Annotated in this window: 14 protein-coding genes; 5 read left to right on the top strand and 9 right to left on the bottom strand. The window is 68.1% G+C overall.

Annotation, left to right across the window (positions count from 1 at the left end):
- Window positions 1-45: 45 nt before the first annotated feature.
- The 7 genes from JF52_RS0101285 to JF52_RS0101255 form a co-directional block, all read right to left on the bottom strand.
- Window positions 46-1,545, bottom strand: a complete 1,500-nt coding sequence (locus tag JF52_RS0101285; RefSeq protein ID WP_033104728.1) for a catalase — start codon at window positions 1,543-1,545, stop codon at window positions 46-48.
- A complete protein-coding gene (locus JF52_RS0101280; RefSeq protein ID WP_274607439.1) occupies window positions 1,546-1,977 on the bottom strand; it encodes a Fur family transcriptional regulator in 432 nt (143 codons plus the stop codon).
- Window positions 1,978-2,152: 175 nt separating this feature from the next.
- On the bottom strand, window positions 2,153-3,460 hold the full coding sequence (locus JF52_RS0101275) for a DUF58 domain-containing protein (protein WP_033104727.1): 1,308 nt from the start codon (window positions 3,458-3,460) through the stop codon (window positions 2,153-2,155).
- Window position 3,461: 1 nt separating this feature from the next.
- Window positions 3,462-4,385 carry an AAA family ATPase gene (locus JF52_RS0101270; RefSeq protein WP_052166890.1) on the bottom strand — a complete coding sequence of 308 codons (924 nt, stop codon included), beginning with the start codon at window positions 4,383-4,385 and terminating at the stop codon, window positions 3,462-3,464.
- Between the two features lie 53 nt (window positions 4,386-4,438).
- A complete protein-coding gene (locus JF52_RS0101265; protein ID WP_052166664.1) occupies window positions 4,439-5,647 on the bottom strand; it encodes a DUF4350 domain-containing protein in 1,209 nt (402 codons plus the stop codon).
- Window positions 5,644-6,324, bottom strand: coding sequence for a DUF4129 domain-containing protein (locus JF52_RS0101260; protein ID WP_152594787.1), 681 nt, complete (start codon window positions 6,322-6,324; stop codon window positions 5,644-5,646). Before JF52_RS0101260 ends, JF52_RS0101265 begins: the two co-directional genes overlap by 4 nt.
- Window positions 6,321-7,688: a hypothetical protein gene (locus JF52_RS0101255; RefSeq protein WP_033106148.1), complete on the bottom strand. Its 1,368-nt coding sequence runs from the start codon at window positions 7,686-7,688 to the stop codon at window positions 6,321-6,323. The genes JF52_RS0101260 and JF52_RS0101255 overlap by 4 nt, the downstream gene beginning before the upstream one ends.
- A 173-nt stretch (window positions 7,689-7,861) precedes the next feature.
- Here JF52_RS0101255 and mtrA point away from each other — a divergent pair, with 173 nt between their 5' ends.
- From mtrA to hpf, 5 genes are all read left to right on the top strand, one after another.
- A complete protein-coding gene (mtrA, locus tag JF52_RS0101250) occupies window positions 7,862-8,542 on the top strand; it encodes an MtrAB system response regulator MtrA (RefSeq protein WP_033104725.1) in 681 nt (226 codons plus the stop codon).
- A gap of 9 nt (window positions 8,543-8,551) precedes the next feature.
- Complete coding sequence (gene mtrB, locus JF52_RS0101245) at window positions 8,552-10,252, top strand: MtrAB system histidine kinase MtrB (RefSeq protein WP_052166661.1); 1,701 nt, start codon at window positions 8,552-8,554, stop codon at window positions 10,250-10,252.
- Window positions 10,249-11,961 (top strand): LpqB family beta-propeller domain-containing protein, encoded by a 1,713-nt coding sequence (locus JF52_RS0101240; RefSeq protein ID WP_033104724.1) that lies wholly within the window; start codon window positions 10,249-10,251, stop codon window positions 11,959-11,961. Before mtrB ends, JF52_RS0101240 begins: the two co-directional genes overlap by 4 nt.
- A 90-nt stretch (window positions 11,962-12,051) precedes the next feature.
- Window positions 12,052-12,729 (top strand): ComF family protein, encoded by a 678-nt coding sequence (locus JF52_RS0101235; protein WP_033104723.1) that lies wholly within the window; start codon window positions 12,052-12,054, stop codon window positions 12,727-12,729.
- Between the two features lie 98 nt (window positions 12,730-12,827).
- Window positions 12,828-13,484: a ribosome hibernation-promoting factor, HPF/YfiA family gene (gene hpf, locus JF52_RS0101230; RefSeq protein ID WP_033104722.1), complete on the top strand. Its 657-nt coding sequence runs from the start codon at window positions 12,828-12,830 to the stop codon at window positions 13,482-13,484.
- 155 nt (window positions 13,485-13,639) lie between these two features.
- Here hpf and JF52_RS0101225 read toward each other — a convergent pair whose 3' ends face one another.
- Complete coding sequence (locus JF52_RS0101225; protein WP_033104721.1) at window positions 13,640-14,962, bottom strand: coiled-coil domain-containing protein; 1,323 nt, start codon at window positions 14,960-14,962, stop codon at window positions 13,640-13,642.
- 59 nt (window positions 14,963-15,021) lie between these two features.
- The gene (locus JF52_RS0101220) at window positions 15,022-15,642 is read right to left on the bottom strand and encodes a PadR family transcriptional regulator (RefSeq protein ID WP_033104720.1); all 621 of its coding nucleotides are present in this window, start codon (window positions 15,640-15,642) and stop codon (window positions 15,022-15,024) included.
- Window positions 15,643-15,708 lie beyond the last annotated feature (66 nt).

The following is a 15,708-nucleotide window of genomic DNA, read 5'->3' as shown; positions in this document are numbered from 1 at the left end:
GAAGGGCCGGATGCCGAAGCATCCGACCCCTCGCAATGGTGTGTGCTACTCGCCGACGCCCACCGGGTCAGCCGAAGCGTCTGCGGTGCTCAGAGCGAGTTCGCGCACCTTGTCGGCGGTCTCCTGGTCGACCTGGCCCCAATACCAGAAGAAGCGCTCCTGGATGGCGGGAACAGTGAGGGCCTGGTACTGCCCGGCGAGCGTCTCGATGAAGCGCTGACGCTCCTCGTCGTTGAAGACCTCGGTGATCAGCGTGCGCGCCTGGCCGAAGTCGTCGTCCTCCGAGTGCAGGGTCGCTGCGGTGCGGATCAGAGCGCCGTCCGACTCCCAGCTCGCCTCCACACCGCGCTGCGGGTCGGCCTCGGGGCCACCGGCTGCACCGTAGGAGTTCGGGGTGTACACCCGGTGCTCTGCGGAGTTGAAGTGATACTGCATGTTGCCCTCATGCATGTAGTTGCTCACCTCAGCGGCGTGCGGCTGATTGACCGGCAGCTGGTTGTAGTTGGTGCCGATGCGGTGGCGCTGCGCGTCGGGGTACGAGAACACCCGGGCCATGAGCATCTTGTCGGGCGAGATGCCGGTCCCCGGCACCTGGTTGCCTGGAGAGAACGCGGCCTGCTCGATCTCGGCGAAGAAGTTGCGCGGGTTGCGGTTCAGCGTGAACGTACCCACCTTGATACGGGGGTAGTCCTTCTTCGACCAGATCTTGGTGAGGTCGAACGGGTTGAAGCGGTACGTCTTGGCCTCTTCGTACGGCATGACCTGCACGTAGACATCCCACGAGGGATTCTCGCCGCGCTCGATGGCCTCGTACAGGTCGCGACGATAGTAGTCGGCGTCCTGACCGGCGATGCGCTCTGCCTCGTCGGCGAACATCGGCTCGACGCCCTGCTGCGTGAGGAAGTGGTACTGCACCCAGAAGCGTTCGCCCGCGGCGTTGACCCACTGGTACGTGTGCGAGCCGTAGCCGTTCATGTGGCGCCACGAACGCGGCAGGCCGCGGTCTCCCATGACGTAGCTGACCTGGTGGGCCGACTCGGGCGAGAGGGTCCAGAAGTCCCACTGCATGTCGGCGTCGCGCAGAGCCGAGCCGGTCAGGCGCTTCTGCGAGTGGATGAAGTCGGGGAACTTCATTCCGTCGCGGAGGAAGAACGTCGGGGTGTTGTTGCCGACGATGTCGAGGTTGCCCTCGGTCGTGTAGAAGCGCAGCGAGAAGCCGCGCACGTCGCGCCACGTGTCGGGCGAACCCTGCTCACCTGCGACGGAGGAGAAGCGGATCAGCGTCTCGCTCTTGGCGCCGGGCTGGAAGGCCGCGGCACGGGTGTACTGCGAGACGTCTTCCGTGACGACGAACTCGCCGAACGCTCCGCCGCCCTTGGCGTGCGGGTTGCGCTCCGGCACGCGCTCGCGGTTGAACGAGGCGAGCTTCTCGACCAGGTAGCGGTCGTGCAGCGCGGTGATGCCGTCAGCACCGGAGGTCAGCGAGTGTGCGTCGCTGGCTACCGGTGTGCCGGTCTGGGTGGTGGTGAAAGTCTTGTCAGTCATTCACTTCTTCCTTTCGCAATCGGAGCAGATGGCTCGGTAGGTCACTGAGGCTTCGAGGATTCGCATCCCGTGGTCATGGGAGGGGTGCAGGCACGGCGCTTCGCCCACGGCGCAGGCGACGTCTTCGACACGGCCGCACTCCACGCACTGCAGGTGGTGGTGGTTGTCGAAGTCGTCCTGCACCTCGTAAAGCGCGCTCGCCGCATCCGGAAGGCTCACCCGGCGGACGATCCCTGCACCGGTGAGGTCGTTCAGGATGCCGTGGACGGTCGGCAGCGCGACGCCGCTGAGATCGCCCCGAAGCCGGGAGTACACCGTCTCGGCGGATGCGTGCGGACGTGCAGTCAGTGCATCGAGGACCGCGACGCGCTGAACCGTGACGCGCAGCCCGGCGGCCCGCAGGCGCTCGGGTGCTGCCGTCGTCATCTCCATTCATCCAGTCTGGCATTGTTCTGAATGATTCGCAATAAAGAATCGTTCACGTTACGCGCACGACACCCGTTCGGAGGTGTCGCTTCGTGTCGCTTCTCGGGCTGTGAGGCGGCACGAACAACCACCTCCCGCGGGCGAGTGAGCGGTGGATGCCGGGGCGCTGACCCACCCCGGATCAGAGGCGACCGGCGGCCTTGAGCTCCAGGTAACGGTCGGCGATCTTCGGAGGCAGCGACTCCGGGTCTGCGGCGATCGCCTCTCCGCCCGCACGGCGGATGGCGTCCGCGACGTTCTCGGCGTCGCGCAGGGTGCGCTCGGCGGCCGCGGCGAGGTAGATCTCCTCACGCGATCCGCGCTGCTTCGCCAGCTCCCCGACCGCATCGTCCGTCACGGATCCGACCAGCACGGTCGTCGCCCGTGACGGATCGGGGAAGGCGCCGAGGAATCCACGAGCAGACTCCGCGGCATCCTGTGCGGTGAGGACGACCACCAGAGACGGCCGCGTCGTGAGAGTGCGGATCGCGGCGAACGCGCCTGCCCAGTCGGTGTCGACCAGCCGGGCATGCACCGGCGCCATCGCATCCGTCATGGCGGGCAGGAGCCCTGCTCCATCGATGCCGGTGACCCGGCCGCGCACGACACGGTCGTACAGCAGCAGGTGCACGTGATCGCCTGCCCTTATCGCGAGGGCGGCGAGCAGGAGGGATGCCTCCAGCGCAGCATCCAGTCGCGTGCCGTCGCCGACGCGGGCCGCGGCGGTCCGGCCCGTGTCGATCAGGATCACCACGTGACGGTCGCGCTCCGGGCGCCACGTGCGCAGCATGGTCGTGCCTGCCCTCGCAGTCGCCCGCCAGTCGATCGAACGCACGTCGTCGCCGCGCACGTACTCGCGCAGCGAGTCGAACTCGGTGCCCTGGCCCCGCACCTGGATGCTCGTGTTGCCGTCGAGCTCCCGTAGCCGCGCGAGGCGCGAGGGCAGGTGCTTGCGGGAGGAGAACGCGGGAAGCACCCTGGTGGCGCCTCGTACCTCGTGCCGTGCCTGACGGCCGCCGAGTCCGAGCGGTCCGAGGGAGCGGATGAACACGAACTCACTGACCAGTTCGCCGCGGCGGCGGGGGAGCAGCGGAACTTCCACCCTGCGTCGCTCGCCCGCGGGGATCCTCACACGCAGTCGCGCAGGATCCGCACCGGCTGTCGGCTGCCACGCGTCGCGCAACAGCGCGTTCATGGTTCGTGCTCCGTGGTTGTGGAGCGCGACGCTCGCCGTCACCGGCTCGCCCATCCGGGCACGCGCCGGCACGCGCCTGGTCACCGTCACCGCGTGTGCGGATGCCGCAGACACGACGTCGACGACGAGCAGGATGCCGCACAGCAGCAGCCACCCGGACAGCACAGCCCACACCGGCACCCCCGCCGCGCTGAATGCGACGAGGGGGATGACACCGAGCACTACGGCGACGGCGAGTCGGATGGAGACGAACACCTTAGATCGGCACCCGCGTCTGCTGGATCACGCTGGCGAGCACGGCATCCGCCGACACGCCTTCCATCTCGGCATCCGGCCGCAGCTGCAGGCGGTGACGCCAGACGGGTACGAGCATGGTCTGCACATGGTCGGGGGTGACGGCGCTGGAGCCGTTCAGCCACGCCCACGCCTTCGCAGCGGCGAGCAGACCGGTGGAGGCACGCGGACTCGCGCCGAGCAGTACCGAAGGGGACTGGCGAGTGGCGCGGGCGAGGTCGACGACATAGCCCAGCACCTCGTCGGTCACCTCGACACCGGATGCCGCGTCCTGCGCCGCGCGGATCTCGTCCGCCGTCACGACCGCATCCACACCGGTGAGCTCGCGGGGAGAGAAGCCACCAGCGTGCAGTCGCAGCACCGTCACCTCTGCGTCTCGCTCCGGCATGCCCACCACGAGCTTCATGAGGAATCGGTCGAGCTGCGCCTCCGGCAGCGAGTAGGTGCCCTCGTGCTCGATGGGGTTCTGCGTCGCAGCCACGAGGAAGGGATCGGGCAGGTCGCGGCTGACTCCGTCGGCTGAGACCTGCCGCTCCTCCATCGCCTCGAGCAGGGCGGCCTGCGTCTTCGGCGGGGTGCGGTTGATCTCATCGGCCAGCAGGATGTTGGTGAACACGGGGCCCTGGCGGAATTCGAACTCCCCGGTGCGCGCGTCGTACACGAGCGAGCCGGTCACGTCGCCGGGCATGAGGTCGGGGGTGAACTGCACGCGCTTGGTGTCGAGGCCCAGCGCCCGAGCGAACGAGCGCACGACCAGCGTCTTCGCAACCCCTGGCACGCCCTCCAGGAGCACATGTCCGCGGGAGAGCAGGCAGACCAGCAGTCCGGTGATCGTGCCGGCCTGCCCGATGACGGCCTTGTCGACCTCGGCGCGCACGCGGTGCATCGCTGCGCGCAGCTCAGCTTCGTCAGGCGCTGTGGTGGCAGGGGAGGGGTCGGTCACGGTGTGTTCCTTTCCACGTGCACGGCGGTGGAGACCGCCGTTTCGAGTTCGGCGAGCCGCCGTGCGGTGTCGATCAGTTCGGAGTCGTTCGAGGGCAGCTCACCGGCGAGGAGCTGGTGCAGCGAGCCGCGCGGGATACGCAGCCGGTCGCTTGCGGCATCCGCGATCTCTGACGGCGTCGACCGTGCCGTCAGCCCGAGTCGTGCGGCGAGGCGGCGCAGCGATCCATCCCGCAGCGCCCGCGCTGCATGTGCGGCGTCAGCGGCCTTCGCGGTGAGACGCGCACGACCGTGCATGGTCTCGGACGCCCGGACGGTCACCGGCAGCGTCTCCGCGACGAGGGGGCCGAAGCGCTGACCTCGGGCGATTCCTGCGACGATGCCCGCGAGCAGGAGCAGGAGGATCGCCGGTGTCACCCACTGCGGAGTGAGCGCGGCGAGGGTGTCCACGCTCTGCGCCTCGATGTCGCTGTCCTCGAACGAGGGGACGTACCAGACGACGTGCTCGCTCTGCCCGAGCAGGGCGAGCCCGAGGGCGGCGTTCCCGTTCTCGGCGAGGTGCTCGTTGCCGAACAACGCGCTGCCCTCGATCAGTGCGACACGGCGGTCGCCGCTGTCATCGACGAGCAGTGCCGCTGCCCCGGCGGAGTCCGTGTAGCACCCGGTGACGCCGTCTGCGGGGGTGAAGAAGCGGTCGGGGCGCACGGCGCCGACCTGGGCGAGCTCCGGCAGGTCGCACCGCGCGGTCACGTCGGCGTCTGAGGTCGCGGGCGCGTTCTCGCCCAGCTCGAAGATCCGAAGCAGACGGCTCGCGCTGGAGAGGATGACCGTTCGATCGGCCGGCGCGACGAGGTCTTCGACCGCCTGATCGGACAGCGCGAACGGGTCGGCCATGACGAGCGTGCCGTCGGCATCGAGGGCGGCCGCAGCCTCGGAGCGGGTGCGCGCGATCGTGATGTCCACTTCCTGATCGCGCAGCAGTTCGGCCAGCGCGAGGGCACCGGACTCGTCTGCGCTCTCCGGGTCGAGGGCTCCTCGTGAGTCGGGCGCGCTGATGGTGATGCTCCCGATGAAGAGCGCGAACACGACGACGAGAGCGGCGATGGCCACCCATCCGAGCGCAGAGCGCAGACGTCCCTTTTCACGCACCGCTGTGCTGGGCGCATGCTCCGCTTCGCCGGCGACCGGCTCTGCTGTCATCGTCATGCCTGCGCCCCCTCGAGCGCGTCGGGGTTGGAGAGGGGGGAGCCGGAGAGCACAGGGTGCAGCGACGCCAGCCGGTCATCGGTCTCGGCGAGGGCACGGTAGCTCTGCTCGGATGCCGGTCTGCGCAGGTAGCGCACATCGTCGAAGGCGCTCGCCGCCGCAGTCAGCTCGACGCGCTGTGCATCGAACGCGACCGCGGCTTCGCGGGCGATCGCCTGCGCGGTCGCACCGGGAGCAGGATCGATGATGTCGCGTTCGAGCAGCGCACGGGCGAGGGCGCGGAAGCGCAGCACGGTCGCGGCGTCCCAATCGCCCTCGCGTGCGCTGCGCGCAGCATCCGCCCGCAGCTGCGCTGCCGTGCGACGATCGCGTTCGCCGAGCAGATCGGTCGCGGGCCTCCTCACCCGGCGTGAACCGCGTGGCCGCCCCCAGAGGATCAGCACGGTGATGAGCGCGGCCACGATGACCACGGTGACGATGATCAATGCCAGATTTCCCACCTGCTGGCCCGTGTCGGGCGAGAACAGGCCGCTGATGAACTCCGCGACGTCCTCGGCGAGATAGTCGAACCACGTCGGCTTGGCGTCGGCGTAGCGCGGATCCTGAAGCTCCTGCTCGGCCCAGCGTCGTGCGTCATCGCCGTCCGGCACGTACGGGTCGATGTCGAGTCGGATCACGCGCCACCTGATCCGGGCGGCGCCCACGGGCTCTCGGTCTGCGGCGGGATCGGCTGAGCGGGCGCGGGGGAGTTCTGCGGTGCCGGGGGTGCCGGGGGTGCCGGCGCCGGGGGTGCCGGGGGTGGCGGCTGCGTGGCGTACGGCGGCTGGGCAGGATATGGCTGCTGGGCGGGATAAGGCTGCTGCGGCTGAGGTCCCTGGTACGGCTGCGGCGGATACTGCCCCCAGCCGACCGGCGCCGACTGATAGGCGGGCACCGGCTTGGGCGGCGGAGTGCTGCTCACGGCGCGAGCGGGGTCGACAGCGAACGGGTCGCCGAGCTCGTCTTCGCTCGCGCCGAGGTCGCGTCGCTCCAGATAGCTGATGAGGCTGTGATCGAGGCCTTCGTACCGCATCCTGCAGTCCAGGTAGATGAAGACGCCTGCGGCGCACTGCACGACCACGGTGACCGCCTGAAGCACGTAGATCAGCAGCTGCGGCGCGAGCGCGGTGATGAGGTAGAGCGCGATGCCGGAGGTGTCGTTGGGACCGGTCGGTGCGATCACGGTGCCGAACAGCGAACCCAGCAGCGACAGCGGCAAGCTCACGACGCTGACCGCGACGCCCATGATCAGGTTCACGAGGAGGATGACGCCGAACGCGGTCCAGAACCGCCCTCGGGTCAGCCGCCACGATCGCACGATCGCGGCACGGATCCCGGTGCGCTCCAGCACGAGGATCGACGGCACGAGCAGCAACTTCGTGCTCAGCCACACCCAGAGCGGGATCATCGCGAGCACGAGCAGGATGCCGATCACGACGGTGAGCCCGACGCCCTCCGCGGAGCCGCCCACGCCGGCCATGACACCGACGGCGATGATGCCGCCGATCACTGCGAGGAGCACGAGTGCGGCCAGCGACTGCAGGACGCTCCAGCCCACCAGGCGCCAGAACGCCGGTCGCATCTGGCGCCACAGCCTGCCGAGCGACGGCTTCTCGCCCAGGGCTGCGTGGCCGACGTTCGCCGCCACGACCCCCTGCATGATCGCCGTGAACGCGAGGCTCACAAGACTCATCGCCAGCACGACCAGTGCGTTGATCGCGATCGCACCCCACATCACGGGGAAGAAATCGGGCGAACTGGGGGAGAGCGATTCCATCCGCAGGAATGTCGCGAACACGACGGCGCCGACGACCACTGCGGTGACGACCGCGACGACGAGCTGAATGACGATCGCGAAGCCGAACAGCACCTTCGGGTTGTGACGCAGCGTGGCGAAGGGCTTTCCGAGCAGAACGCCGAAAGTGAGCGGATGCAGCGGGATGAGCCCAGGTTTGATGGCAGGCGTCCAACTCGGTCCAGCTGTCCAACCCTGTGCGCTCACGGCGCTCCCTCCGACGGTGCGAAACCATCGTGTCATACCCCGGCCTCCCCCAGCGGAACGCCAGGGGCGCTACCGTGATCGAAACGTTGTCATGAAGTAGTCTGAGAAGTGCTGCGCTCCACCCTGACCCGCGGGCGCCGCGCACATGCGTAGAAAGATGAGGCTGGGATCAGATGACCTCACGGATCCTCGTGGTCGACGATGACACCGCGCTCGCCGAGATGATCGGAATCGTGTTGCGCACCGAAGGCTTCGAGCCGGTGTTCTGCGCTGACGGTGCGAAGGCCGTGGAAGAGTGGCGCACCCAGCGCCCCGACCTCGTGCTGCTCGACCTGATGCTGCCCGGAATGGACGGGATCGAGATCTGCACGCAGATCCGCGCCGAATCCGGCATCCCGATCATCATGCTGACCGCACGCAGCGACACAGCAGACGTCGTTCGCGGGCTCGAAGTCGGCGCGGACGATTACATGGTCAAGCCCTTCAACCCGAAAGAGCTCGTCGCCCGCATCCGTACCCGATTGCGCCCGGTGACCGCAGCGACCAGTGAGGTGCTGCGCATCGGCGACCTCGTCGTCGACGTCGACGCGCACGAGGTGCGCCGTGGCACGATGCCGATTCCGTTGACGCCCCTCGAGTTCCAGCTGCTGGTCGCTCTGGCGTCCAAGCCGCAGCAGGTGTTCTCCCGCGAGATGCTGCTCGAGCAGGTCTGGGGCTACCACTACAAGGCCGACACCCGCCTGGTGAATGTGCACGTGCAGCGGCTGAGGGCGAAGGTCGAACTCGACCCAGATCTGCCCAAGATCGTCATGACGGTCCGTGGTGTGGGCTACCGGGCCGGTAGCGTCAGCTAGGAGACCGGGGTGACCGCGACGAGCGCGACTGGGACCACGGTCGCGCTGTGGCGCGACTGGCGGGGCTGGCCGGAGACGATCGCGACGGCGTGGCGCCGCTCGCTGCGATTCCGCATCATCTCCATCACCCTGCTGCTCACTTCCTTCGCGATCTTCGTGACGAGCCTCACGATGGCTCTCGTCATCCAGAACAATCTGTTCGAGTCTCGACGCGACGAGGTGCTCAGCGATGCCCTGAGCGCGGTGGGCTCCGGCCAGAAGACACTCGATTCCGCGGAGGTGACCGATGACGCATCCGCTCTGCGTGCGCTGTGGGGCGATGTGCGCGACGAGATCCCTCGGGCGTCCTCCTCGTCGCTGATCGCGGCCTTCGCGATCGACGAGCCTCCGGTCGGCACCGGCGTGCGAGGCTTCACGACCGGGTTGAGCGCCGACCTGCTGAGTCCCGGGCTGCGCGAGCGCGTGGTGTCCTTCCCGGATCGCCAGGCGTGGCAGTCGGTGTCGCTTCCGATGGAGGACGGATCGACCGCTCCGGGGATCGTCGTCGGACAGCAGCTGATCGTGCCGGAGGTGGGTGCGTTCGAGGTATATATCGCGTACGACCTCGCCGACTCGCAGCAGACTCTGCAGTTCGTGCAGAGCACGCTGTGGGTGGCCGGCCTCATCCTCATCGCGATCATCATCGGCATCTCCTGGGCCGTGCTGCGCACCGTCTCGAAGCCCATCATCGAGGCCGCCGAGACCAGCGCGAGACTCGCCTCGGGAGATCTGGAGGTACGGCTGCCCGTGCACGGCGAGGACGAACTCGCCACGCTCGCGCGGTCGTTCAATGCCATGGCCGACAGCATCGAGGCCCAGATCAAGGAACTCGGCGAGCTCTCTCTCGTGCAGCAGCGGTTCGTCTCGGACGTATCGCACGAGCTGCGCACGCCGCTCACCACCATCAGGCTCGCCGCCGACATGCTCAACGATCAGCGCGACCAGTTCGACCCCACGACCAACCGCACGGCCGAACTGCTGCACACCCAGGTGCAGCGCTTCGAGACCCTGCTCGCCGACCTGCTGGAGATCAGCCGGTACGATGCGGGATCGGTGCAGCTGGAGCTGGAGGCGACGAGCCTCGCGAGTCTTGCGGAAGACATCATCGAGCAGATGCTGCCGCTCGCGCAGGGCCGCGGCTCAGAACTGCGTCTGGTCGCGCCGGGCGGCTACACACCGGTCGACATGGACCCGCGCCGGGTACGACGGGTGCTGCGCAACCTCGTCGGCAACGCGATCGAGCATGGTGAGGGGCGCCCGATCGTCGTCACGGTGGACAGCAATCAGCACGCTGTCGCAGTGGGCGTGCGCGACTTCGGGCTGGGGATGGATCCGGAGGACGCGCAGCGCGTGTTCGACAGGTTCTGGCGGGCCGACCCGTCACGTCAGCGTACGATCGGCGGCACCGGCCTCGGCCTCTCGATCGCGTTGGGCGATGCGAAGTTGCACGGCGGCACGCTCGCCGTCTGGTCGGAACTCGCCGTCGGCACCAACTTCGTGCTCACGCTGCCGCGTCAGCCGGGAGATCTGACCGGCGCTTCACCGGTCTCGCTCGAGCCCGAGGAAGTGCTCTCGGAAGTCAGCCACGCCACGCAGCCGATGCAGCTCACCGAACTGCGTGAGCTCTACTTCACCGATTCCATGTCGAACGCGGAGGAGGACACTCCATGAAACGCAGGCGCCGAGCATTCCCGATCGCTGTGCTGGCCGTCTTCGCCGTACTTCTGTCCGCATGCGCCGGACTGCCGACGACGGGGGAGGTGAAGTCCGGTCTCGCCCTGGGCGACGTCGATCTGCCGCCGGACATCAGCCAGATCGCCGCCGGTCCGCTGGAGGGCGCGAGTCCCGACGAGATCGTGGAGGGCTTCCTGGATGCCGCGCTCACACCCGCGGACGGATGGAAGACCGCCCGCGAGTTCCTGAGCCCGGATCTCGCCGAGACCTGGCGTCCGGGTGCGGGTGTCACGATCGACTCAGGGGCGGCCGCGCGGGAGTTCACTGCCGATGTCCCCGGTGTCGGCGACGGAGCGCAGGAGGGCGATGTCCGCGTGCTGCTGGATCAGACGGCGCGCGTCGATGAGTTCGGCGCTTACACCGAGCTGTCGGGAGACACCTCTCTCGTGTCGTTCGAGGTCGCGAAGAACGACGAGGGGGAGTGGCGGATCACTGTGGCCTCCGACGGCATCATCCTCGACGCCGAGGCGTTCCCTCAGGTGTACCGCAGCTATGCACTGCACTTCTTCGATCAGAGCTGGACCTACCTCCTGCCGGACATCCGCTGGTACCCGCGTCGTGGGCAGATCGCCACGACTCTGACGCAGGCGTTGCTCTCCGGCGCTCCCAGCGCGTGGCTGGCACCCGCGGTGCGCAGCGCGTTCCCGAGCGATGTGGCGCTCGCTCGCGACTCGGTTCCGGTCGACACCGACAAGGTCGCCACGGTCGAATTGACTCCCGCTGCATTGTCGTTGGATCCCACCGCGCTGTCACGAATGCGCACGCAGCTGGAGGAGACGCTGCGATCCGCCGGCGTCACCGAGGTTCGGATGACGGTCAACGGGCGAGATCTGAACGCCGGCCGCGCGACGATCGAGTCCCCGCGCACGGAGACCGGAACCGTCGTGCTCACCGAGTCGGAGTTCGGTCTCTACCTCGGCGATGAGATCGCGCCATATCCGGGTATCTCCCAGGAGCTTGTCGAGATCGCCGCATCCGTCGCCTCGGTCGAGATCGCAGCCGATGATGCCAGGGCGGCCGTGCAGTTGAAGAACGGCGGCGTCTACACCGTGGCCGACGGGCGCGTCGACCAACTGGACACCAGAGCGGGGCTCATCGAGCCGACGATGGATCCGTACGGCTACACGTGGACCGTGCCGGCATCGGATCCGCGCGCGCTCACCGCGTGGCAGTCCGACGTGGTGCCGCTCGAGATCGCGAACGCGTTCCCCGACGCCTCATCGATCTCCCACCTGCGGGTGGGCCCGGACGGGGTGCGCCTCGCAGCGGTCGCCACCATCGGTGGGCAGCGCTGGTTGGTCGTCGCGGCCATCATCAGGGATCAGGATCGTGTGCCGACCGAGCTCGGACCGGTGCACACGGTGGCGCGACTGGACGGGCAGGCGCTCGGCGTGAGTTGGGTCGGCGCCGACGACCTCAGCGTGCTGATGGATTCGGACGGAAACCGGGTGGTACTGACGCAGGCCGTCGGTGGCACCGGGCTGTTCGCCGCAGCACCGGACACATCGATCTCGATCTCCGGCGGGAGCACATCATCCGCCGTGCGCATTCTCGACGCCGGTGGAGTGCTGTTCGCACAGCGCGGGACGACGTGGCAGACGGGGTTGTCAGACGTCCTGGTGCTCGGTACGCACACCGGGCAATAGCCCCTGCACAGATCCGCGTCCGGCGACGTTCCTCACCGATCGCGGATCTGCGCCGAGCGTGCAGCGACAGAGCCTGTCAGTGTCGCTCGCATGCCGTTCGCAGAGTCGTGGTCCTCGCTCGTCGATGAGCTCGCAGCCTTCGCGCTGTCCGGATGCTGCGCTGGCTGCGATCTGCTCGGCACCCTGCTCTGCGACGAATGCGGGCGAGCGCTGGTCGCAGCGCCGATGCGCCAGAAGACGCCAGGTGGACTGCCGGTCACCGCAGCGCTCGTGTATCGCGCAGTGACGGCGCGGTGCATCCGACGTCTGAAGGAAGAGGGCGAGACTCTGCTTTCGCGACCGTTGGGAACGGCACTGGGCACGGCCCTGGAAGCGGCCATCGCGGATGGAGCCTACGGCGCGGAGCGGCCGTTGCTGGTGCCCGTCCCGACGTCGACGGCCGCCTTCCGCCGCCGTGGGTATCGGGTGCCCGAGCTGCTGATCCGCCGCGCCGGCTTCGCGTCGAGCCGGCTTCTCGCCAGCGTCCGCTCGACAGCGGACCAGCGCGGACTCGGTGCGCTCGAGCGGGGGCGAAACGTGTCAGGGAGCATGCGCGCGCGACACGCCCGGGATGCGCGCGAAGTCCTCGTGATCGACGATGTCGTGACCACCGGCGCCACTCTCGACGAGGCCGCACGCGCTCTGACAACGGCGGGATTCCGCGTGCGCGGGGCGGTCGCGCTCGCTGCGACACCGCGGCATAGCGGATTCCAGGCAAACGCATCGTGAATGATTGGTGACATCCACCTCTGCGCGGACTACGGTAGGGGGTCACAAGGCGACCACGGTCCGCCCTTGGCCGGGAGGACCGGGACAAGGAGGCAGCAATGGAAACAAGCATCGTTGGCGTCGGGGTGGGTATCACCGATCGCTTCCGGACCGTTGTCGAGGAGAAGATCGCCCGCGTTCAGCCGCTCGCAGCGAAGGCGCAACGCCTGGATGTGAAAGTCACGCATCGCGCCTATCGAGGCGGGCGTGTTCCGGACGAGACCGTGGAGCTCACGCTGGTCGGCAAGGGACCGGTCGTTCGGGCGGAAGCCGTCGACGGCGACAAGTTCGTGGCCCTCGATCTCGCTGTCGACAAGATGTCGGAGCAGTTGCGGCGCGCCAAGGAGAAGCGCGTCGACGGGCGCCAGCATCCTCGCGGGGCCCACTTCGAGAAGGGCAGCGGCGCGCTCGAAGGGATCGACGTCGAGCCCGCATCGGCCGACGTGCTGCACGCCGTCGCCACGGGCGCCATTCCTGTTCAGAATGATGATGAGGAAGCGTACTCGCCTGTCGTCATCCGCACGAAGAACTTCGACGCGGAATGGATGACGGTCGAAGAGGCCGTGGATCGCATGGAACTCGTCGGACACGACTTCTTCCTGTTCGTCGACGTCCGCACCGATCACCCGAGCGTGGTCTACCGGCGCAAGGGCTGGGATTACGGAGTGATCTCACTGACCGCCCAGGCTCCGCCCAGCGAGGCGCTCGCTTCCTGAGACATGAAATGGCCCGGCACCGTGAGGTGCCGGGCCATTTCCGTGTCTGTTCCGCGGGTCGTTGAGCGAGCGCCTCCGCGGGTCGTTGAGCGAGCGCAGCGAGACGAAACGGGTTGAGCGAGCGAAGCGAGTCGAAGCCGCACTCCACCCGCCGCTCAGTCGAAGATGCCGTCCAGGATGCTGCCGATGACGAGGCCGCCCATGATGCCGCCCATGACGTCGCCGCCTCCGCCGCGGCGTCCGCCTCCCCAGCCGCCACCCCAGTCCTGCTGTTGCTGCTGCGGCCTGGCGGAGTCGATGTCGCGTTGCGCGAGCTGCAGGGCCTCGGCTGCCAGCTGAGCGACGCGACGGGCGCCGGAGAGTGCCTGCTCGCGCGTGTCTTCGTCGGCCATGAGTTCTGGGATGTCGATGCGCAGCCGCTCCGCCTCCGCGAAGCGGGTGCGTGCATCCGCGCCGATCCAGCCGCGATGCCCGGAGATGAGTCCGCGTGCGACGCCGAGCTGACGATCGGCGTCGTCGAGGGAGTGCTGCACCTGGGCGATGCTCGGCAGCGGATTCTGGATGCGGTACTGCGCCTTGGCGATCGCATCGTCGAGTGCGGTGTTGGCCGTTCGCAGCCGTGTCAACTCGGCGAACGGGTCGTTGCGCGATCCGGATGGCGCCAGTGACTCCAGGGCCTTCTCGAGTTCAGTGGTCGCTTCGGTGACGGCGGGGACCTTGGGCGCATTGCGTGCGGCGATGATGTCGCCGCGCGAGTCGGCGACGACCTCGGCGAGGGTGGATTCTGCACGCAGCGCCTCGATCTCGAAGTCCTCGACCGCGTCGAGCAGAGCGCCGACACGGCGGATGGCCTCGGTCGCGGTCTCCAAGGCGAGGTTCGCCTCTTCATTCTGCTTCGCGGCGCGACGTCGTTCTGCGACGTCGGCGCCGTGCGTGGCGAAGGCGATGAGCTGCTCGGCCTCGTCAGCGCTGTTGTGGATCTGGTTCAGCGCACTGTCCGCGTACCGCGTTGCGAGACGTTCGACGATCTCGCGGGCCTGCGGGAGGCGTGCGGAAAGCCTCTCCGCGTCCGAGCGCACCTTCTCACGCACCTGCGGCGCGCGGCGCACCTTCGCGATGGACTCGGCCAACGCTGAGGTCTTCTCATCCAGCAGGTCCTCGGCCCACTCGCACAACTGCACGATCCGCGCGTCGCGCGTTCGGAGTTCCTCATCAGTGTCGGGGATCTCGTCGTGGTTGAGCTGATGCAACTGGAATGCCTCGCGCAGGTGCGTGCGCACTGCATCCAGCGCTGCCGTCAGATCCTTCGTGAGCGACAGTCCCAGCTCCGCCTCGGCGAAGGCGAGCTCGTCGCCGGCGGTGCGGATGCGCTCGTCCGCGGCGACCAGCGCCTGTTCCGCCTTGCGAGCGAGATCGGCGTCCTGTGCTGCTTGCGCAGCCTGTTCTTCGCGCTTGCGCTTACCCCAGAATCCGGCCATGGATCGATCCTACTTTCCGTTCACGATGCGTGGGCTGTGCATCGGCCGACCACCCGGCGTCACCTCTCCGCAGTCGCGACCGGGTCATCGCGCCGTGACAGCGTCGGGCGCCCCTTCTTGGGATGCTCGGTCGCGAGCTCGAGACCCATGGTATGGCGCGAGTGCCGCGTGAGCCGTTGTTCGGTGTGGTCGAGCCAGCGCACCTCGGCCTCGGCCGCGAAGATCATCGAATCCACGACGAGCGACCAGGCGAGCTGCTGTGGCCCGTGAGGGTCGGCGCCCGTGTACTGCGCGCGCTGCAGGGACTGCATCTGCTCCAGCGACGCCCTCCGCTGCGCCTGGATGACGGCTGCGACGTCGACGCCGGGCAGTGTCGCAGCGACCGCGAGCTTGATCGCGAGCTCGTCGCGGGTCGCACCGCTGCGCACGACGGGGGACGAGAGCCACGAGGCCACCTCGGCGGATCCCGCATCCGTGATCTGCCAGTACACGTGACCCTTCTCGTCGGTGAAGCCGCGTCCCACCAGGCCATCGCGTTCGAGCCGCTCGAGCGTGTTGTAGATCTGGCCGACATTCAGCGGCCACGTCGAGCCGGTGCGGCGATCGAACTCGCTGCGCAGCTGATAGCCGTAGCAGGGACCCTGATCGAGAATGGCGAGCAGGCTCTGACGTACCGACATATGACCTCCGGAAGTGATTTCTCAATATATACATACGCGGCAATGTCGCCGGAATGGCTCATCCAG

Source organism: Microbacterium profundi, assembly GCF_000763375.1.
Classification (GTDB): domain Bacteria; phylum Actinomycetota; class Actinomycetes; order Actinomycetales; family Microbacteriaceae; genus Microbacterium; species Microbacterium profundi.
This window is presented reverse-complemented; position numbering and strand designations above follow the sequence as displayed.

Coding starts and splice junctions, on each gene's coding strand:
- JF52_RS0101285 (WP_033104728.1), bottom strand. CDS start 1,545: ATGACTGACAAGACTTTCACCACCACCCAGACCGGCACACCGGTAGCC.
- JF52_RS0101280 (WP_274607439.1), bottom strand. CDS start 1,977: ATGGAGATGACGACGGCAGCACCCGAGCGCCTGCGGGCCGCCGGGCTG.
- JF52_RS0101270 (WP_052166890.1), bottom strand. CDS start 4,385: ATGCACCGCGTGCGCGCCGAGGTCGACAAGGCCGTCATCGGGCAGGCC.
- JF52_RS0101265 (WP_052166664.1), bottom strand. CDS start 5,647: ATGACGATGACAGCAGAGCCGGTCGCCGGCGAAGCGGAGCATGCGCCC.
- mtrA (WP_033104725.1), top strand. CDS start 7,862: ATGACCTCACGGATCCTCGTGGTCGACGATGACACCGCGCTCGCCGAG.
- JF52_RS0101240 (WP_033104724.1), top strand. CDS start 10,249: ATGAAACGCAGGCGCCGAGCATTCCCGATCGCTGTGCTGGCCGTCTTC.
- JF52_RS0101235 (WP_033104723.1), top strand. CDS start 12,052: ATGCCGTTCGCAGAGTCGTGGTCCTCGCTCGTCGATGAGCTCGCAGCC.
- hpf (WP_033104722.1), top strand. CDS start 12,828: ATGGAAACAAGCATCGTTGGCGTCGGGGTGGGTATCACCGATCGCTTC.
- JF52_RS0101225 (WP_033104721.1), bottom strand. CDS start 14,962: ATGGCCGGATTCTGGGGTAAGCGCAAGCGCGAAGAACAGGCTGCGCAA.
- JF52_RS0101220 (WP_033104720.1), bottom strand. CDS start 15,642: ATGTCGGTACGTCAGAGCCTGCTCGCCATTCTCGATCAGGGTCCCTGC.